Annotated in this window: 15 protein-coding genes; 12 read left to right on the top strand and 3 right to left on the bottom strand. The window is 65.1% G+C overall.

The genetic code is table 11. The features are described from left to right. Positions 1 to 240: 240 nt before the first annotated feature. On the bottom strand, positions 241 to 1,980 hold the full coding sequence (locus AYJ54_RS22990; RefSeq protein WP_063702425.1) for a methyl-accepting chemotaxis protein: 1,740 nt from the start codon (positions 1,978 to 1,980) through the stop codon (positions 241 to 243). 26 nt (positions 1,981 to 2,006) lie between these two features. Here AYJ54_RS22990 and AYJ54_RS49635 point away from each other — a divergent pair, with 26 nt between their 5' ends. From AYJ54_RS49635 to AYJ54_RS23015, 6 genes are all read left to right on the top strand, one after another. Next, positions 2,007 to 2,234: a hypothetical protein gene (locus AYJ54_RS49635; protein ID WP_136623875.1), complete on the top strand. Its 228-nt coding sequence runs from the start codon at positions 2,007 to 2,009 to the stop codon at positions 2,232 to 2,234. A 63-nt stretch (positions 2,235 to 2,297) separates the two neighbouring features. Continuing rightward, positions 2,298 to 3,680 carry an ethanolamine ammonia-lyase subunit EutB gene (locus AYJ54_RS22995; RefSeq protein WP_063702427.1) on the top strand — a complete coding sequence of 461 codons (1,383 nt, stop codon included), beginning with the start codon at positions 2,298 to 2,300 and terminating at the stop codon, positions 3,678 to 3,680. 174 nt (positions 3,681 to 3,854) lie between these two features. Continuing rightward, positions 3,855 to 5,441: a B12-binding domain-containing radical SAM protein gene (locus AYJ54_RS23000; protein WP_063702429.1), complete on the top strand. Its 1,587-nt coding sequence runs from the start codon at positions 3,855 to 3,857 to the stop codon at positions 5,439 to 5,441. A 5-nt stretch (positions 5,442 to 5,446) separates the two neighbouring features. Then, on the top strand, positions 5,447 to 6,232 hold the full coding sequence (gene eutC, locus AYJ54_RS23005) for an ethanolamine ammonia-lyase subunit EutC (RefSeq protein ID WP_063702521.1): 786 nt from the start codon (positions 5,447 to 5,449) through the stop codon (positions 6,230 to 6,232). A gap of 207 nt (positions 6,233 to 6,439) precedes the next feature. After that, the gene (locus AYJ54_RS23010) at positions 6,440 to 8,806 is read left to right on the top strand and encodes an efflux RND transporter permease subunit (protein ID WP_063702431.1); all 2,367 of its coding nucleotides are present in this window, start codon (positions 6,440 to 6,442) and stop codon (positions 8,804 to 8,806) included. Positions 8,807 to 8,879: 73 nt separating this feature from the next. Next, positions 8,880 to 9,575, top strand: a complete 696-nt coding sequence (locus AYJ54_RS23015) for a class I SAM-dependent methyltransferase (RefSeq protein ID WP_063702433.1) — start codon at positions 8,880 to 8,882, stop codon at positions 9,573 to 9,575. Positions 9,576 to 9,790: 215 nt separating this feature from the next. Here the strand turns inward: AYJ54_RS23015 and AYJ54_RS23020 are convergent, their stop codons facing one another. Continuing rightward, a complete protein-coding gene (locus AYJ54_RS23020; protein WP_063702435.1) occupies positions 9,791 to 10,288 on the bottom strand; it encodes a hypothetical protein in 498 nt (165 codons plus the stop codon). A 459-nt stretch (positions 10,289 to 10,747) separates the two neighbouring features. Here AYJ54_RS23020 and AYJ54_RS23025 point away from each other — a divergent pair, with 459 nt between their 5' ends. The 6 genes from AYJ54_RS23025 (at position 10,748) to AYJ54_RS23050 (ending at position 16,892) form a co-directional block, all read left to right on the top strand. Continuing rightward, on the top strand, positions 10,748 to 10,981 hold the full coding sequence (locus AYJ54_RS23025) for a hypothetical protein (protein WP_063702437.1): 234 nt from the start codon (positions 10,748 to 10,750) through the stop codon (positions 10,979 to 10,981). 193 nt (positions 10,982 to 11,174) lie between these two features. Beyond that, the gene (gene hpnC / locus AYJ54_RS23030; protein WP_063702439.1) at positions 11,175 to 12,059 is read left to right on the top strand and encodes a squalene synthase HpnC; all 885 of its coding nucleotides are present in this window, start codon (positions 11,175 to 11,177) and stop codon (positions 12,057 to 12,059) included. Then, positions 12,049 to 12,888 (top strand): presqualene diphosphate synthase HpnD, encoded by an 840-nt coding sequence (gene hpnD / locus AYJ54_RS23035; RefSeq protein ID WP_063702441.1) that lies wholly within the window; start codon positions 12,049 to 12,051, stop codon positions 12,886 to 12,888. Before hpnC ends, hpnD begins: the two co-directional genes overlap by 11 nt. Then, positions 12,888 to 14,144 carry a hydroxysqualene dehydroxylase HpnE gene (gene hpnE, locus AYJ54_RS23040; RefSeq protein ID WP_063702443.1) on the top strand — a complete coding sequence of 419 codons (1,257 nt, stop codon included), beginning with the start codon at positions 12,888 to 12,890 and terminating at the stop codon, positions 14,142 to 14,144. Before hpnD ends, hpnE begins: the two co-directional genes overlap by 1 nt. A 49-nt stretch (positions 14,145 to 14,193) precedes the next feature. Beyond that, the gene (shc, locus tag AYJ54_RS23045; RefSeq protein WP_063702445.1) at positions 14,194 to 16,146 is read left to right on the top strand and encodes a squalene--hopene cyclase; all 1,953 of its coding nucleotides are present in this window, start codon (positions 14,194 to 14,196) and stop codon (positions 16,144 to 16,146) included. Next, a complete protein-coding gene (locus AYJ54_RS23050; protein WP_063702447.1) occupies positions 16,143 to 16,892 on the top strand; it encodes a phosphorylase in 750 nt (249 codons plus the stop codon). Before shc ends, AYJ54_RS23050 begins: the two co-directional genes overlap by 4 nt. 127 nt (positions 16,893 to 17,019) lie before the next feature. On the opposite strand, the gene hpnH is transcribed toward AYJ54_RS23050, so the two are convergent. Beyond that, on the bottom strand, positions 17,020 to 18,180 hold the full coding sequence (gene hpnH, locus AYJ54_RS23055; RefSeq protein WP_063702449.1) for an adenosyl-hopene transferase HpnH: 1,161 nt from the start codon (positions 18,178 to 18,180) through the stop codon (positions 17,020 to 17,022). Between the last annotated feature and the right edge of the window lie 15 nt (positions 18,181 to 18,195).

Genomic DNA, 18,195 nt, shown 5'->3' on the forward strand with positions numbered 1-18,195 from the left:
CGGATCATGAGTATACGCCCTGGTCTAGTCTGGGGAGGTGCTCAGGGCGGGAGGGCTCGGTTCGGGAGGTGTACCGCCGCCATGATGACGTTATGCTGGTGTTTTGCCCGACGTGTCAAATGTCGTCGAGGCGTCGTCGAGGGCATGGCGCCAGGCGAGCCATCCTACTTTGCATGGGGTTGTTTTCGATATTTTTGTGAGAGCGCGCGCACCGCCAGCTTTGCAGCGCTTGACGCGCTGTCATCCCGCCTTGGCGGCGCGCTTGTCCGCCGACCCCGAGCGCAAGTTCTGGAAGAACTTTTCCACTTCGCGCGACAGCGTCTGCGCGGTTGCGGTCAGGCTGCTCGCTTGCGTGAGCACGGAGGCTGCCGCGGTGTCGGTCTCGCCGATAGCGTCGCGCAGCGAGGTGATGTTGGCGACCAGTGTCTCGTTGCCCTGCGCGGCCGATTGCGCGTTGGAAGAGATCTCGCGCGTGGCGGAGTCCTGCTGGCCGATGGCGCCGGCGATCGCCGAGGTGACCTCGTTGATCTCGCGCACCGCGCCGCCGATCTCGCGCACGGCTTCCACCGCATTGCGGGTCGAAATCTGGATCATGCTGACGTTCTCGCTGATCTCGGCGGTCGCCTTGGCGGTCTGCCCTGCGAGCGCCTTGACCTCATGGGCGACGACGGCAAAGCCGCGGCCCGCATCGCCCGCACGCGCAGCCTCGATCGTGGCGTTGAGCGCGAGCAGGTTGGTCTGCTCGGCTATCGCCTGGATCAGGTTGAGCACGCCGTCGATGCGTTGCGTGGCCGCCGCAAGGCTCTCGATCTCGGCGATCGATTTCTCGGTGCGCTGGCCGGTCTGCTCGACCGCGCCTGCGGATTGCCGCACCTGGCGGCCGATCTCCTCCACCGAAGCCGACAGCTCCTCGGCCGCACCCGCCACTGCCGTGACGTTGTGCGAGGCCTGCTCGGTGGCGTTCGCCGCCGTGCCGGCGCGGCTGCTCGCATCCGCGGTGACGCGCGTGATGGTCTGCGCGGTCTCGCGCATGACGGAGGCGTTGTCGGTGAGACCGCGCATGACCGCGCCGATCGCGTCGCGAAACTCTTCGACGGATTTTTCGATGTGGCGGGCGCGCTCCTCGCGCGAGGCGGATTCCTGCGAGATCTGCGAGGCGAGGTTGCGGTTGCGGCCCATGGCCTCCTGGAAGACCTGGATCGCGCGGGCCAGCGCGCCGATCTCGTCGGCGCGGTCGCCGTGCGGCACCACGACATTCTCGGCGCCGTCGGCGACCCGCTTGATGGTCGCGGTGATCGCCGAGAGCGGACGGGCGATCGAGCGGGCGATGATGATGATGCCGATGACGACCAGCGCCAGCGCCAGGCCGCCGAGGCAGGTCAGCACGAAGGACAGCGTGCGGTTGGTCGCGTTCTCCTGCGAGATCTGCCTGGCGCGTTCGGCATAGACCTTCGACAGCGCTTCGAGATCCTTGTTCAGCGCGGAACGCACGGTGCGGTTGGCGTCGTTGTCGCCCCATTCGCGGCCCGCGGCCGGGCTGATCTCGTTGGCGCGGCGGACCAGCTCCTTGCGGAAGTCGACGAACTGCTCGATGCGCTTCTTGAAGGTGGCGAACTGCTCGGCGTCGTCGGCCTTGACGATGGTCTCCCAGCGCTTGACCACCTCGAGGATCTGATCGTTGAACTTGAGCAGCCCGTCGCCGAACTTCTTCACGACCTTGGGATCGGTCGACATGTAGACGCCGCGGGATTCCATCACCACGGCATAGACCAGCGAATTGACGCGCTCGACGTTGAGCGCGGCTGCATTCGCCGTCTCGATCGCGGCCGTCAGCCCGGCGCTGCGGCGGCTGTTGTAATCGGACAGCAGCGCGATCGCCGCCGTGAGCAGGGCAAACAGCGCGAAGATCGCGTAGAGCTTGTTCGCGAGCGTGAAACGGCCTGCCAGGCCGGCGGCATTCCCAGATCGGTCAGTTGTCATGGTGTAGGGGCCCGAAATGGCCGTCGATGGCCGGTGAGCGCGGTCGTTCAAAAATTGATGCAAAACTATGCAGAATGAAGATGGATGCAGCGTTAACGCGCTCCCTCGCAGCATTCGTCCTTGGTCGAAAGAAAATTGCGCCATTTCAGTGCTTTGGTGTTGAGTATATTGATGTCCAGCAGGTCAGCGCGCGGATCGAACGGCGTGCCGCAAACATTGGAGTGCGCGAAAAGCGCCGGGCGCGTATTCCCTGACGCAGGACCGCCTTCAAGATCGGTCTGGAGTCGGTCATTGGCCGACGAACCCCGGAGGGGCCTTTGGTCTACCGCCACACCATCGACGCCACGACCCATACATTCCCCGACCTGCGCGACCTCCTCGCCAAGGCGACCCCGCCGCGCTCCGGGGACCGGCTGGCCGGGATCGCCGCCGATAGCGCTGAGCAGATGATCGCGGCGCGGATGGCGCTCGCCGACGTCCCGCTGGGGCAATTCCTCCAGGAGGCCGTCATCCCCTACGAGGCCGACGAGGTTACCCGCCTCATCATCGACGGCCACGACGCGGCGGCCTTTGCGCCAGTGGCATCCCTGACGGTCGGCGCCCTCCGCGACTGGCTGCTGTCGGACGCTGCGACGCCCGAGGTCTTGCGCAAGCTGGCGCCTGCCATCACGCCCGAAATGGCAGCCGCAGTGTCAAAACTGATGCGCAACCAGGACCTGATCCTGGCGGCGCGGAAGTGCGAGGTGACCACCGCCTTCCGCAACACCATCGGCCTGAAGGGACGGATGAGCACGCGGCTCCAGCCCAACCATCCCTTCGACGATGCCAGGGGCATCACCGCCTCGATCCTCGACGGCATCCTGCTCGGAGCCGGCGACGCCTGTATCGGCATCAACCCGGCGAGCGACGATCCGGCCGTGATCGCGCAATTGTTACGGCTGCTTGACGAGATCATCGCGCGGCTGAATATCCCGACGCAGGGCTGCGTGCTGACCCATGTCACCACGACCCTGTCCTTGATCGGGCAGGGCGTGCCGATCGATCTCGTCTTTCAGTCCGTTGCTGGGACCGAGGCCGCCAACCGCAGCTTCGGCGTCGATCTGGCTTTGCTGCGGGAAGCGCAGGAGGCCGGGCTGTCGCTGCGGCGCGGCACCGTCGGGCAGAACGTGATGTATTTCGAGACGGGCCAGGGCTCGGCGCTGTCAGCCAACGCCCATCACGGCGTCGACCAGCAGACCTGCGAGGCGCGCGCCTATGCCGTCGCCCGTGCCTTTGCGCCGCTCCTGGTCAACAGCGTGGTCGGCTTCATCGGCCCGGAATATCTCTACGACGGTAAGGAGATCATCCGGGCGGGGCTCGAGGATCATTTCTGCGGCAAGCTGCTTGGCCTGCCGCTCGGCATTGACATTTGTTATACCAATCATGCCGAGGCGGACCAGGACGACATGGATAATCTCCTGACGGTGCTGGCGGCGGCGGGCGTCACATTCATCATGGGGGTGCCCGGCGCCGACGACGTCATGCTGAACTATCAATCGACCTCCTTCCACGACGCGCTCTATGTCCGTGACGTCTTCGGCCTGCGTCGCGCGCCGGAGTTTGACGACTGGCTGGCGCAGTCGGGCATTGCGGGAGCCGATTTCCGGCTTGCCGGCGACGCAGCCCTGCTGCCCGATTTTGCCTCGCGGCTGATCGCGTGAGGACACGTCGGCGCAGAAACCGCGCCCGGCGACAATGAACCGGAGAAACCATTGGCACGTCTTACGAATTAGACCGATGCCACAATCTTGAGGAATTTCGGTCTCAGCGTTACGTTATGTGTCTGACCGTCTATTCTGCACCTTTTGTAGAACGTCGTTGTTGGGGGAAGTTCGATGCGCGCTAAGAGCAACGGAACGATCCGGCATATCCTCTGCGTCTTCCCGCGCTACACCTCCTCGTTCGGTACATTCGAGTACTCCTACCCGCTGACCGACGGCGTCCGCGCCTTCATGCCGCCGCAGGGACTGCTGCTGATCTCCGCCTATCTGCCCAAGGAATGGCAGGTCAAATTCGTCGACGAGAACCTCCGCCGCACGACGAAGGAGGAGTTCGAATGGGCCGAAGTCGTCTTCGTCAGCGGCATGCACATCCAGCGCCAGCAGATGAACGACATCTGTCGCCGCGCTCATGAATTCGATCTGCCGGTCGCACTCGGTGGGCCCTCGGTCAGCGCGTGCCCCGACTACTATCCGTCCTTCGACTATCTCCATGTCGGCGAGCTCGGCGATGCCACCGACGAGCTGATCGAAATCCTGTCCCGTGACACCTCCCGCCCCGCGCAGCAGGTGGTGCTGACGACCGGGGATCGCGTGCCGATGACGGAGTTTCCGATTCCGGCCTACGAGCTTGCCGACGTGAAGCGGTACTTCCTCGGCAGCATCCAGTATTCCAGCGGCTGTCCCTATCAGTGCGAGTTCTGCGACATCCCCGGCCTCTATGGCCGTAACCCGCGCATCAAGACGCCGCAGCAGATCATCGCCGAACTCGACCGCTTGCGCGAATGCGGCATGACCGACACGGTCTATTTCGTCGACGACAATTTCATCGGCAACCGCAAGGCGGCGATGGACCTGCTGCCGCACCTGATCGAATGGCAGAAGAAGACCGGCTATGTGATGCGGTTGGCCTGCGAGGCCACGCTGAATATCGCCAAGCGCCCCGAGATACTGGAGAAGATGCGCGAGGCCTATTTCGTCACCATCTTCTGCGGCATCGAGACGCCCGATCCGGACGCGCTGCATGCGATGCACAAGGACCACAACATGATGGTCCCGATCCTGGAGGGCGTGCGTACCATCAACTCCTACGGCATGGAGGTCGTCTCCGGCATCATCATGGGGCTGGACACCGACAAGCCGAATACATCCGATGCGCTGCTGGCCTTCGTCGAAGAGTCCCAGATTCCGCTGCTCACCATCAACCTGCTTCAGGCGCTGCCGAAGACGCCGCTGTGGGATCGGCTGGAGCGGGAAGGGCGCCTGATCGACGACGAGGGCCGCGACTCCAACGTCGATTTTCTCCTTCCTTATGACGACGTCGTCGCATCCTGGAAGCACTGCATGGGCGTCGCCTACGAGCCCGAGAAGGTGTTTGCGCGCTTCCAGTATCAGTGCGACCACACCTATTCCAACCGCCTCAAGGTGCCGGTGCCTGACGAGGTGAAGACCTGGCCGAACATCAGGCGTGCGCTGATCATGCTGAGGAACATTTTCTGGAAGATCGGCGTGCTCGGCAATTACCGGCGCGTGTTCTGGAAGTTCGCGCTGGGGCGGATCAAGCGCGGCGATCTCGAAGGCCTGATCGGCTGCACACTGATCGCGCACCATCTCATCACCTTTGCGCGTGCGGCATCGAGCGGCAAGCAGAACGCGTCGAACTATTCGCTGCGGCTGCGCGAGGCTGCCGTTCCCGCCGAGTGAGCGACATGCAGGATCCGGCCGTCCCGTCCCGCGCGACACGCGATCTGCGCTCCCTCACGCCTGCGCGCGTCGCGCTCGGGCGCAGCGGCGCAAGCCTGCCGACAAAGCCGCTGCTCGATTTCACGCTGGACCATGCCCGCGCCCGCGATGCCGTGCACGCCGCCTTCGATGCGCCGCGGCTGGTCGCCGAGCTCCGCGAGTTCGGTCTTGCACCCGCCGAGGCGAGCAGCCGGGCGGTCGATCGCCGGGACTATCTGCGGCGGCCGGATTTGGGGCGGCAGCTCGAGGCCGGCTCCGCCGAGGCTTTGACGCGCATCGCCACGGAGCCGGGCCGGCTTGCGATCATCGTCGGCGACGGCCTGTCGCCGACGGCGGTGCATGCGCATGCGGTCGCGCTGGTGAAGAGCCTCGTGCCGCGGCTCGCGGCTGACGAGCCTGTCGCGATCGGCCATGTCGTTGTTGCCTCCGGCGCACGGGTGGCGCTTGGTGACGAGATCGGCGCCATCCTGGGCGCGCGCATGGTCGTGATGCTGATCGGCGAGCGGCCGGGCCTGTCGGCGCCCGACAGTCTTGGCGCCTATCTGACCTTCGCGCCAACGCCGGGGCGTACCGACGCCGAGCGCAACTGCGTCTCGAACATCCACAACGCCGGGTTGAGCCATGACGAGGCGGCCTTCAAGATCGCCTGGCTCGTCCGCGAGGGACTGGCAGGAGAGGTCACCGGGGTTGCGCTGAAGGATGAGAGCGGCGACCGCGCCCCGCGTCGAATTGGCACAGCTTTATCCGAATGACCGGGATCGGGGGCCGAAATCGCCGCATCTTGATCGGTTCGGCCGGTTTGCGCCTGCTTGCGGGACCATGCGGGGACCTGCTAAACCGCGTGGCGCGATTTTCCGCGCGTTTTCAAGGGTCAAGCCTCCCATCTGTATGGCGTTTTCAGGCCGTTCGCGGGGCGCAATAAGCTCACAAACCGAGTCGATTCAGGAACTGGACAAGGCATGCTCGAAAAGCACAGCGAGAGTGAGGTTCATGTCGACAAGGTCGAGCAGGGACCTGCCACCTCCATCGCCTTCGGGCTGGAGCGTCTCGGGCTGATCGCCGTTCGGGCCCCGGTCGTCTCCTGCCTCGTCCTGCTCGCGCTGATCGTCGGCGCCGTATTCGGGATCGAGCGAATCAAGATCGATGATTCGCTGTCACAGCTCTTCCGCTCCAACAGCCGCGAATTCCGCCAGTACGAAGAGGTGACCAAAAAGTTCCCGGCCGAGGAATTCGACGTCCTCGTCGTGGTCGAGGGCAAGAACCTGCTGGCGCGGAACAATCTCGAGAAGCTCCGCGACTTCGTTACCGACCTGCAACTGGTCGAGGGCACGCGCGGGCTGGTCTCGCTGTTTTCCGCCCGCCAGGCGCCGGCGCCGGGCAAGCTGCCGGCAGCCCTGTTCCCGGGCGAGCTTCCGGAGGGCGAGGCCTATGACAAGTTCATCGAGACCGTCAAAGCCAACGAGATCATCCGCGGCAAGCTGTTGTCGGAGGACGGCACGCTCGCGCTGATCGTGCTCTCGCTCGATCCGGATGTGGTCGCCTCCAGCAAGCTCAGCAAGACCGTCGGCGACATCCGCGCTCTGATGAAGGAGGATCTCGGCGACACCGGCCTCAGCGTCCAGCTCTCCGGCGTGCCGGTGATGCAGCTCGAAATCCGCAACGCGGTCGAGCGCGACGGGCTCACCTACAACATCCTCGGCATTCTCGCCGGCTGCATCATCGCCATCATCTTCTTCCGCAAGATCTCCTTCATGGTGGTGGCGGCATTCCCGCCGATGATCGCGATCCTGCTGGCGCTCGGCGCGCTCGGCTGGGCCAACTTCAATCTCAACATGTTCCTGAACGTGATGACGCCGCTCATCATGGTCATCAGCTTCTCGGACTCGATGCAGCTCACCTTCGCCGCGCGTGACCGGCTGATCGCGGGGCAGGACAAGTTCACCGCGTTCAAGAACGCGGTGCTGGTGGTGGGACCGGCCTGCGTGTTGACGCACGGCACCGCCGGCATTTCCTTCATCGCGCTCCAGTTCTCCAACTCCGACCTGATCCGCAAGTTCGGCGAGGCCGGTCTGGCCGCGACCATCATCGCGCTGGTTGCGGTGCTGTCGCTGGTGCCGGTCTTCGGCGTGCTGTTCGTGCGTAACGAGAGGGTCTTTGCCGTCAAATTCCAGAGCGCCGATGCCGGCGTGCAGGCGCTACGCAATTTCTGCTACTGGATCGCGGTGCGCATGGTGGGCCGGCCCGGCCTGTTCAGCCTGATCGCGGTGCTGTTCGTCGGCAGCCTCGGCGTCATCTACGCCAATCTGGAGCCGCGCTACCGGCTCGCCGACCAGGTGCCGGACAAGCGTCAGGCGGTCGCCGCCAGCGACCGGCTCGACGCCAAGCTGACCGGCGCCAACCCCGTCAACGTGCTGATCCAGTTCCCCAAGGGCGAATCGCTCTATTCGCCGGAGACGTTGCAAACGATCGCAGAGGTGCACGCGACCGTGGAGAAGGCGGCCGGCGTCGGCAACGTCTGGTCACTCGAGACGTTGCGCCGCTGGCTCGCCGAGAAGGCCGGCAGCACCGACGTCGCGACGCTCAAAGAATATGTGAACGTGATCCCCGAGCATCTGGTGCGGCGTTTCATCGACGCCGAACAGGATGCGGTCGTGGTCGCCGGCCGCGTGCCCGACAAGGATTCCAGCCAGCTCCTGCCGATCGTCGACAAGCTCGACCATGAGCTCGACGCCGTCCGCAAGAAGCATCCCGGCTACGAGGTCGCGGTCACGGGTCTCGCGGCCATCGCTGCGCGCAACTCGGCCAACATGATCGAGAAGCTGAACCGCGGCCTCACCGTCGAGTTCGCGCTGGTCGCGATCTTCATCGGGCTCGCGTTCCGCTCCTGGGTGGTGATGTTCGCCTGCATCCTGCCTGGCATCTTCCCGGTGGTGATGTCGGGCACGCTGCTGTGGGCGATGGGCGAGGGGCTGCAATTCGCCAGCGTCGTGGCGCTCACCGTCTCCTTCGGCCTCGGCCTCAGCGCAACCATCCACTTCCTCAACCGTCTCAGGCTGGAGAGCAAGCCTGGGGTCTCATCGGCGCTCGCCGTCGAGCGTGCCACCGTGCTGGTCGGTCCTGCGCTGATCCTGACCACGGTGGTGCTGGCCTGCGGCCTCGTCGTCACCGTGTTCTCCGATCTGCCGTCGCTGCGGCTGTTCGGCTGGCTCAGTGCCTTCTCGATGGTGGCCGCCCTCGTCGCCGACCTCTTTATCCTGCGGCCGACGGCGATGTGGTTGATCAACCTGCACGAGAAGCTGCAAGGGCCGGACAAGCGCGCGATCTGAGCGGCTTCATCCATCGGACATGGAATCGGCGCAGTCTGAATGACTGCGCCGAATTTCGGCCGGGGGATACGCCATGCAGACGACGCGGTACGACGGCTCTGTCGTGGAGTTTCAGCGGAAGCGGGGCGGCGATTCAGCCGCCTTTTTCGTGCCATTTCTGACGGCGGACATGGCCCTGCTCGACGCCGGTTGCGGGCCCGGGACCATCACGGCGGCGCTGGCAGGGATTGTCGGCACGGCGGTGGGCGTCGATCTCGAGCCGAACGCGGTCGCATCCGCCGACCGCCTCGCGGCGCGTTCAGGCCTGACGAATCTCTCCTTCGTCGAAGCCGACATGACCGCGCTTCCGTTTTCCGATGGGGTGTTCGATGCGGTGTTCTTCCACGCCGTTCTCTATCACCAAAGTCCGGCGAGCCTGACGAGGACATTGGCGGAAGCGCGGAGGGTGCTGAGGCCGGGCGGCCTGCTCGGAACGCGCGATGCCGATGTCGGCGGCAACATTCTCCATCCCGAACTCGACGGCGTGCGCCTGGCGCTCGACCTCTGGCAGCGCTGGTACGAGCATGACGATCCGGCGGCGCTTCGCTTCGGCCGCCGGCAGAGCTCCATCCTTCGCGCGCACGGGGTTCACGCCGATCTGGGCCGGTGCAAGCTACGTCAACCACAGCGCCGACGCAGCAAGCCGCGAGGAGGCGGTCGCGGATGCGCGGCGCAGCCTTCTCGGCCTCGGGCCGCGGCTTGTGAGCAAGGGGCTCGCCGCCGACGCTGAAATCCAGGTTGCGCTTGCCGGTTGGGACGCCTGGGGCGCCGATCCGGACGCTGTCTATTTCAGATGCCGCTGCGAATGCGTCGCGCGCAGGGACGCGATGGGTCGCGAAGAGCCCGATTCCTCAGAGCAGGTTTCTGCGAAGGTGGTCCACGTCAGCAAAATGCCCCCGGCTTGCGAGCACCGGGGGCCATGATCCTTTCCGATCGGGAAGGGCGTCAGCCCTTCGTCATCGTGATGTTGACGCCGCGGATCTCACCCTTCGAGCTGATCTGCACCGTCTGCTTGGTGCCGTTGGTGCGCAGCGACAGGTTGGCGGCAAAGCCGTTGGCCTCGACGAACACGTCGATCTGGCCGCCGCCGGCGGTGCCCTGGAGGTTGCCGAAGATGTTGCGGCTGGCCTCGCTCCAGTTGCCGGAGATGCGGTCGCCCTGGCTCGTCACGTCGCTGGTGAGGTCGAACTTGTAGCTGTCGCTGGCGCAGTGCAGGCTCTGCTTCAGGTTGAGGCCGCTGCCGGCGACCTTGTAGTCCGCCTTGCAGCGGATGCGCTCGGTGGAGCCGTCGGACAGGGACACCGTGCCGGTGCCCGTCCACGCGCCGTCGAAGCCGGCAAACGGTCCGGACGACTGAGCATGGCTTGCCGAGACCGAGAAGAGCAGCGCAGCCGCAATGCCGGCCGCCTTGATCGCCTGTTCAGATCGCCCAAAGAATTTCATGCTGAATATCCCGTTTTGGAACGACGTCCGCTCGAGACAGGGACGTCTCGCCACATCGAAGGTTTAGTGTTCCGAGCCTTTTTCTGGTTCAAAGCCTGACCATCCGAGATGTGGGGACCGCGAAGCGCTTTCACCGCAGGCCGCCGCATGATTCCCAGTGTTTCATCGTGTTTCCGGCGTGAAACCCGCGGAGGACAGATGCATGTCTGCAACAGGTCGGCGGCAAAACACGCCATGTACGAATTATGACGTAGTATCAATCCCTTACATCTGCCAATGAAGGTGACAGGAAGGCGTGTTTTGGTGGGCGTGGCGACAATTTGGCCGCATTTGCCAGCGCTTGTGCTTTCCCGGATGCCGCGCTTCCGCGGCAACTTGCCATCAGAACAATCGGTTCCGGTCGTCTGCCCTGTGCTGTCCGGGATTGGTGCGATTCTGTCGTCAGAATGAAGGAATACAATGCGTAAGCTCCTCGTCGCTCTCACCCTGCTGTCGGCATCCCTTTCGACGGCGGCGTTCGCCCAGCAAGGGCGTGGCACGCCCGACGAGCAGAAAGCCTGCACGCGCGACGTGCAGAAGTTCTGCCGCCCGGTCATCGATCAGGGCGATTTCACCATCCTGGCCTGCCTGAAGGAGAACCGGGCGAAGATCTCGCAGGCCTGTGATCAGGTTTTGAAGAACCACAACCAGTAAGCTCGTCCGCTGGCCCACAAAAGGCGGATCCTGGGCCGCCTTTTCGGGCCCGATCCGGAGGGGCAGCCATCGAGAGACAGGATTGGTTTTGCGGCCGTATTCCCCTATATGGGGGCCGCGGCGGCATCGCCGGCGCGAGCCCGTGCGGGCGAAAAAAAGCCTTCCTGTCCAAACGATTGTTAACCAGCCCTCGATGACCTCTGCGAGCGAATTGCGATCCGGCAAGGGTGACCGCGACGAGAATTTTCCCGTCGCGTCGTGGATCATTCATCCGCGTCATCGCGCGCTGATTCTGGCGTTCTACAACTTCGTCCGCACCGCCGACGACATCGCCGATCACGCGACGTTACCTGCCGATGAGAAGCTCGCTTATCTCGACCTGCTCGAGGGCGAACTGCTCGGCAAGGGCGACACGCAGGCCGAAGCGGTCAACTTGCGGCGCGCACTCGCCGAGCGCGGCATGACCCCGCGACACGCGCTCGACGTGCTCGTCGCCTTCCGCATGGATGTGACCAAGCTGCGCTACGAGACCTGGGACGAGGTCATCCATTATTGCCGCTATTCGGCGATGCCGGTCGGCCGCTTCATGCTCGATGTCCATGGTGAGAGCACGTCGACATGGGCCGCATCGGATGCGCTCTGCGCGGGCCTGCAGATCAACAATCACCTCCAGGATTGCGGCAAGGATTTTCGCGAGCTCAATCGCGTCTACCTGCCGCGCGATGCGCTGGCCGCGAGCGGCGCGTCCGTCGAGCAACTCGGGCTCGCGCAGTCGCCGCCGGCGATGCTGCAATGTCTCCAGGCGCTGGCCGCGCGCAACGAAGCGCTTCTCAACGAGAGCAAGTCGCTGAGCGCGGAGGTCAGGGATTTCCGACTCGGCGTCGACATCTCGGTGATCCAGGCCTATGCCGATCGCATCGTGCGCCTGCTCAAGGTGCGCGATCCCCTGCGCGAGCGGGTGCATCTGAACAAGCTCGAACTCCTCACCTTCAGCCTTGCCGGCATCATCGGTGAAGTCGTCCGCCGCGCCATCGGGCGCAAGGCTATCTCCAGACCGGGGACTGCGCATGACGCTTGAGGCGACCTCGCCCGGCGCCAATTATGGCTCGTCCGCATCCGGCAGCTCCTTCTATGCCGCGATGCGCATCCTGCCGCGCGACCAGCGCGAGGCGATGTTCCAGATCTACAGCTTCTGCCGCCAAGTCGACGACATCGCCGATTCCCACGGCCCGCGCGAGGAGCGGCTTGCCGCGCTCCAGGAGTGGCGCGACGACATCGATGCGCTCTATCAGGGTCATCCGCCGGCGCGGCTGAAGGACTACGTCGCGTCGGTGAAGACGTTCGGACTGAAGCGCGAGGATTTCCTCGCCATCGTCGACGGCATGGAGATGGACGTGCCGCAGGACATTCGCGCGCCCGATATGGCGACGCTCGATCTCTATTGCGATCGCGTCGCGAGCGCTGTGGGGCGGCTGTCGGTGCGGGTGTTCGGCCTGCCGGAAGAGGACGGCATCCTGCTCGCCCATCATCTCGGCCGCGCGCTCCAGCTCACCAACATCCTGCGCGACATCGACGAGGACGCGGGCCTCGGCCGGCTCTATCTGCCGCGCGAGGGTCTGCTGCATGCCGGCATCACCTCGAACGATCCGAACCGCGTAGCCGCCGAGCGCGCGCTGCCGAAGGTCTGCCTGCCACTCGCGCAGCGCGCGAAAGTGCATTTCGAGAAGTCGGACGAGATCATGAACCGCAACAGGCGCCGCGCGGTGCGCGCGCCGCGGATCATGTCGAAATACTATCATGCCATTCTGGACCTCCTGATCGCGCGCGGCTTCAACGCGCCGCGTCAGCCGGTGCGTGTATCGAAGCTCACGCGCATCGGTATCCTGCTTCGCTACGCTTTCATCTGATGCAAAAGACAGCTCACATCATCGGCGCTGGAATTTCCGGCCTCTCCGCCGCTGTGCGGCTTGCCAATGCCGGCTTCAAGGTCGCCGTGCACGAGGCGACGCACCAGGCCGGCGGCCGCTGCCGCTCCTATTTCGACGGTGCGACCAACCTCACCATCGACAACGGCAATCATCTCCTGCTCTCGGGCAATGGCCATGCACGGGCCTATGCGCGCTCGATCGGCACCGAGGCGGGCCTGGTCGGCCCGGAGCGCGCGCAGTTTCCCTTCGTCGATCTCGCGACCGGGCAGCGCTGGCAGCTCGATCTCGGCGATGGCCGGCTGCCGACCTGGGTGCTCGATGAGGGCCGGCGCGTTCCCGACACCGGGCTCACGGACTATCTGAAGCTGGCGCCGCTGATCTGGGCGTCGGAGGAGACGCTGGTCGGCAAGTCCATTCCCTGCGAGGGCATCCTCTATCAGCGCCTGGTGCAGCCGCTATTGCTCGCCGCGCTCAACGTCGATCCACCCGAGGGCTCGGCCGGGCTTGCCGGCGCGATCGTGCGCGAGACGCTGCTCGCTGGTGGGCAAGCCTGCCGGCCGTTGATCGCGCGCGATGGCCTCAGCGCAGTGCTGATCGAGCCCGCCGTGAAATTCCTGACCGAGCGCGGCCATTGCGTTCAGCTCGGCCATGAGCTGCATTCTTTCGTCAGCAAGGACGGCAAGGTCTTTGCGCTGAATTTCGGCGGCGAAGATGTGATCCAGATCGCCGACGGTGATGCCATCGTGATGGCGGTGCCGCCGCGCGCCGCTGCGAGCCTGCTGCCGGGCTTGAAGACGCCGACCGAATTCCGCGCCATCGTGAACGCGCATTTCCGTTTCGAGCCGCCGCCGCACGCGGCGCCCATCCTGGGCGTGATCGGCGGAGTCGTGGAGTGGCTCTTCGCTTTCCCCAATCGCCTCTCGGTGACCATCAGCAATGGCGACCGCCTGGTCGACATGCCGCGCGAGGAACTCGCGCAGACGATCTGGAACGATGTCTGCAAGGCGGGCGGCGTTTCCGGCGAATTGCCTCCCTGGCAGATCGTGCGCGAGCGTCGTGCCACCTTTGCCGCGACACCGGCGCAGAATGCCCTGCGTCCGGGGCCGGTCACCGCGCTGAAAAACCTGTTCCTTGCCGGCGATTGGACTGCTACGGGATTGCCTGCAACCATCGAGGGATCGGTCCGGTCCGGCGATCGCGCCGCCGACCTGATCCTGGCCGCACAGCGGGGCTGATGGGTTGAAACCCCGTCAATTCAAGCAACTATCGGAGAGTTCGAACGAGATGGATTCCGTGAACGCGCCCAACCGCGAAATCCTGGAATCGAGCATTGCGTCAGCCACGCAAGGCGTCCTCGGCTTCCAGCAATCCGACGGCCATTGGGTCTTCGAGCTCGAGGCCGACTGCACAATTCCCGCAGAATACATCCTGCTGCGTCACCATCTCGCTGAGCCGGTCGACACCGTGCTTGAGGCCAAGATCGGCAACTATCTCCGCCGCGTGCAGGGCGCCCACGGTGGCTGGCCGCTGGTGCATGACGGCGAGTTCGACATGAGTGCCAGCGTGAAGGCCTACTTCGCGCTCAAGATGATCGGCGACTCCGTCGACGCGCCGCACATGGCGCGCGCGCGCGAGGCGATCCGTTCGCGCGGCGGCGCCATCAACAGCAACGTCTTCACCCGCTTCACGCTCGCGATGTTCGGCGTCGTGACCTGGCGCGCGGTGCCGGTGCTGCCGGTGGAGATCGTGCTGCTGCCGTTCTGGTCGCCGTTCCACCTCAACAAGATCTCCTACTGGGCGCGCACCACCATGGTGCCGCTCTTGGTGCTCGCGGCGCTGAAGCCGCGCGCGCGGAATCCGAAGGGCGTCGGCATCGATGAGCTGTTCCTTCAGGATCCGCGTTCGATCGGCATGACCGCCAAGGCGCCGCACCAGAGCATGGCGTGGTTCCTGCTGTTCCGTTCGCTCGATGCTATCCTGCGCGTGATCGAGCCGCTGTTTCCGAAGAGCCTGCGCAAGCGCGCGATCGAAGCGGCGCTCGCCTTCACCGAGGAGCGGCTCAACGGCGAGGACGGCATGGGCGCGATCTATCCGCCGATGGCCAACATCGTCATGATGTACGACGCGCTCGGCAAGGATGAGAACTATCCGCCGCGCGCCACGACGCGCCGGGGCCTGGACAGGCTGCTCGTCATCAGGGATGACGAGGCCTATTGCCAGCCCTGCGTCTCGCCGGTGTGGGACACGACACTGACGGCGCACGCGCTGCTCGAGGCTGGCGGCACACAGGCCGTTCCGGCTGCCAAGCAGGGCCTCGACTGGCTGATCCCGAAGCAGGTGCTGGACGTGGAGGGCGACTGGGCCGTGAAGCGGCCCAAGACGCGGCCGGGCGGCTGGGCCTTCCAGTACAACAACGCCCACTATCCCGATCTCGATGACACCGCGGTGGTGGTGATGTCGATGGACCGCATGCGCCGGGAGCACGGGATCGCAGGCTATGACGCCGCGATCGACCGTGGCCGGGAATGGATCGAGGGCATGCAGAGCGCCGACGGCGGCTGGGCTGCCTTCGACGTGGACAACTTCGAATACTATCTGAACAACATCCCGTTCTCGGATCACGGCGCGCTGCTGGATCCCCCGACCGAGGACGTGACTGCGCGCTGCATCTCGATGCTGGCCCAGCTCGGCGAGACCCAGAAGACCAGCAAGCGCGTGGCCGACGGCGTTGCCTATCTCCGGCGCACCCAGCACCCCGAGGGATCCTGGTACGGCCGCTGGGGCATGAACTTCATCTATGGAACCTGGTCGGTGGTGTGCGCCCTGAACATGGTCGGCGTCGACCACAAGGACCCGATGATTCGCAAGGCAGCCGACTGGTTGGCTTCGATCCAGAACGACGATGGCGGCTGGGGCGAGGACGCCGTCAGCTACCGGCTCGACTACAAGGGCTGGGAGGCCGCCCCATCGACCGCCTCGCAAACGGCATGGGCCTTGCTTGCCCTTATGGCGGCCGGCGAGGTCGATCATCCGGCCGTCGCCCGCGGGGTGGAGTACCTGATTGCAACACAGAACGAAAAAGGACTGTGGGACGAGCAGCGGTATACGGCGACGGGCTTCCCCCGCGTATTCTATCTACGGTATCATGGTTACCCGAAGTTCTTTCCGTTGTGGGCGCTGGCGCGGTATCGGAACTTGCGGAACACCAACAGCAGGGTGGTAGGGGTCGGAATGTGACTTTGGGGACGGGGGACGAGACTACCGTGGGTAATGCCATAGACCCGCGGCCGTTATTGATTGTGACCGGATTGGTACAGGAGGCCCGCATCGCGGCCGGGCCCGGAATGGCGGTCATTTGCTCTTCCAGCAGCCCGACGCAATTGCGGGCGCTTCTGACGGTGGTGGATCCCGAATCGATTCGCGGCGTCATCTCCTTCGGCGTGGCTGGCGGGCTCGATCCGACGTTGCGGTCCGGCGACGTGGTGGTGGCGACCGAGGTGCTCTCGGGCGACGCCCGTTGGGCCGCCGGGCTGTCGCTCAGCGACGACCTCATCGACCGTCTGACGTCGGGACGCCGCCGTGTGGTGCGCGGCAGCCTCGCCGGTGCCGAGGAAGTGGTCACGGGCCGGTCCTGCAAGGCGGCGCTGCATCTGGAGACGGGAGCGGCGGCCGTGGACATGGAGAGCCACATCGCGGCGGCCTATGCGGCCGAGGCCGGGCTTCCCTTTGCCGCGGTCCGGGTGGTCAGCGACCCCGCCCATCGCGCGCTGCCGGCGCTCGCCCGCGCCGCGATCAAGCCGAATGGCCAGATCGACGTGGCGGCGGTCCTGCGCGGCATCGTGCGCAACCCGGGAACGCTGCATGCGCTGGTCTCGACCGGCATCGATTTCAACCGCGCGCTGCGCTCGCTGCGCGGCTGCCGCAACTTCCTGATCGGCAGCGAGGGGCTCGACAGCGAGGGCCTGGTCCCCGAGACCGTCTGAGCGGTTGTTCGATCTGACAAAAAGGCCCGGTCGCCATAGGCGATCGGGCCTTTCTCTTTTGCTGTGCGTAGCCCGAAGCGTAATCCGGGGCCGACCAGAGCACGCTGCTACATGTCGATGTCCGTGGTTAAGCGGCGCTCGAGGCCTTCTGGGCGGCCTTCTGCTCGGCGGCGAGGGCCTCGTCGCGGCGGATCTCCGAGAGCTTCTTCTGGACCTGCTCGGAGAAGATGTACTGCGCCGGGCGCTGCTTGGACATGTCGATCTCCGGCGCCATCGGGCCTGAGGTCTTGATGCCGCGCAGCGACACCCACATCGCCTTCAGGGGGTTGTTGAGCGCGGCCGTCGCAGCCGTGGGCTCGTAGCCGCAATGAGCCATACAGTCGGCGCACTTCTCGTAGCGGCCGGTGCCGTAGGAATCCCAGTCGGTGGTCTCCATCAGCTCCTTGAAGGTCTTGGCGTAGCCTTCGCCGAGCAGGTAGCAGGGCTTCTGCCAACCGAAGATGTTGCGCGCGGGCATGCCCCACGGCGTGCACTCGTATTCCTGGTTGCCGGCCAGGAAGTCCAGGAACAGGCCGGAGTGCATGAAGTTCCACTTCTTGCCCTTGCCGAGCGCAAAGACGTCGCGGAACAGCTTCTTGGTCTTGGTGCGGTTGAGGAAGTGCTCCTGGTCGGGCGCACGCTCATAGGCGTAGCCCGGCGACATCGACACGCCGACGCCGAGCTCGACGGTGAGGTCGAGGAATTTCGCGATCTCCTCGGCCGGATGGCCGTCGAAGATCGTCGCGTTGACGTTGACGGTGAAGCCGCGTGCCTTCGCCGCCTTGATCGCGGACACGGCGCGGTCGAACACGCCCTTCTGCGACACCGCCTTGTCGTGGTGGTCGCGCAGGCCGTCGAGATGCACCGAGAAGAACAGGTAGGGGGAGGGTTCGAACAAATCGAGCTTCTTCTCGAGCAGCAGCGCGTTGGTGCAGAGCGAGACGAACTTCTTGCGTGCAACGAGGCCGCGCACGATCTCGCCGATCTCCTTGTGGATCAGCGGCTCGCCGCCGGGAATGGCGACCATCGGCGCGCCGCACTCGTCAGCCGCGTCCCAGCACTCCTGCGCCGTCATGCGCCGGTTCAGGATCGCGTCCGGATAGTCGATCTTGCCGCAGCCGACGCAGGCGAGGTTGCAGCGAAACAGCGGCTCCAGCATCAACACGAGCGGATAGCGCTTGCGGCCAAGCAGTTTCTGCTTGAGCAAATAGCCGCCGATACGCATTTCCTTGAAGAAGGGTATTGCCATCACACGTTTCTTTCT

The sequence above is a fragment of the Bradyrhizobium centrolobii genome (genome assembly GCF_001641635.1).
In the GTDB taxonomy this organism is placed as follows: domain Bacteria; phylum Pseudomonadota; class Alphaproteobacteria; order Rhizobiales; family Xanthobacteraceae; genus Bradyrhizobium; species Bradyrhizobium centrolobii.

What these genes read in the sequence shown, in the direction of transcription:
- AYJ54_RS22990 (WP_063702425.1), bottom strand. Translation starts at nt 1,980, where the DNA reads ATGACAACTGACCGATCTGGGAATGCCGCCGGCCTGGCAGGCCGTTTC.
- AYJ54_RS49635 (WP_136623875.1), top strand. Translation starts at nt 2,007, where the DNA reads ATGGCCGGTGAGCGCGGTCGTTCAAAAATTGATGCAAAACTATGCAGA.
- AYJ54_RS23000 (WP_063702429.1), top strand. Translation starts at nt 3,855, where the DNA reads ATGCGCGCTAAGAGCAACGGAACGATCCGGCATATCCTCTGCGTCTTC.
- eutC (WP_063702521.1), top strand. Translation starts at nt 5,447, where the DNA reads ATGCAGGATCCGGCCGTCCCGTCCCGCGCGACACGCGATCTGCGCTCC.
- AYJ54_RS23010 (WP_063702431.1), top strand. Translation starts at nt 6,440, where the DNA reads ATGCTCGAAAAGCACAGCGAGAGTGAGGTTCATGTCGACAAGGTCGAG.
- AYJ54_RS23015 (WP_063702433.1), top strand. Translation starts at nt 8,880, where the DNA reads ATGCAGACGACGCGGTACGACGGCTCTGTCGTGGAGTTTCAGCGGAAG.
- AYJ54_RS23020 (WP_063702435.1), bottom strand. Translation starts at nt 10,288, where the DNA reads ATGAAATTCTTTGGGCGATCTGAACAGGCGATCAAGGCGGCCGGCATT.
- AYJ54_RS23025 (WP_063702437.1), top strand. Translation starts at nt 10,748, where the DNA reads ATGCGTAAGCTCCTCGTCGCTCTCACCCTGCTGTCGGCATCCCTTTCG.
- hpnC (WP_063702439.1), top strand. Translation starts at nt 11,175, where the DNA reads ATGACCTCTGCGAGCGAATTGCGATCCGGCAAGGGTGACCGCGACGAG.
- hpnD (WP_063702441.1), top strand. Translation starts at nt 12,049, where the DNA reads ATGACGCTTGAGGCGACCTCGCCCGGCGCCAATTATGGCTCGTCCGCA.
- hpnE (WP_063702443.1), top strand. Translation starts at nt 12,888, where the DNA reads ATGCAAAAGACAGCTCACATCATCGGCGCTGGAATTTCCGGCCTCTCC.
- shc (WP_063702445.1), top strand. Translation starts at nt 14,194, where the DNA reads ATGGATTCCGTGAACGCGCCCAACCGCGAAATCCTGGAATCGAGCATT.
- hpnH (WP_063702449.1), bottom strand. Translation starts at nt 18,180, where the DNA reads ATGGCAATACCCTTCTTCAAGGAAATGCGTATCGGCGGCTATTTGCTC.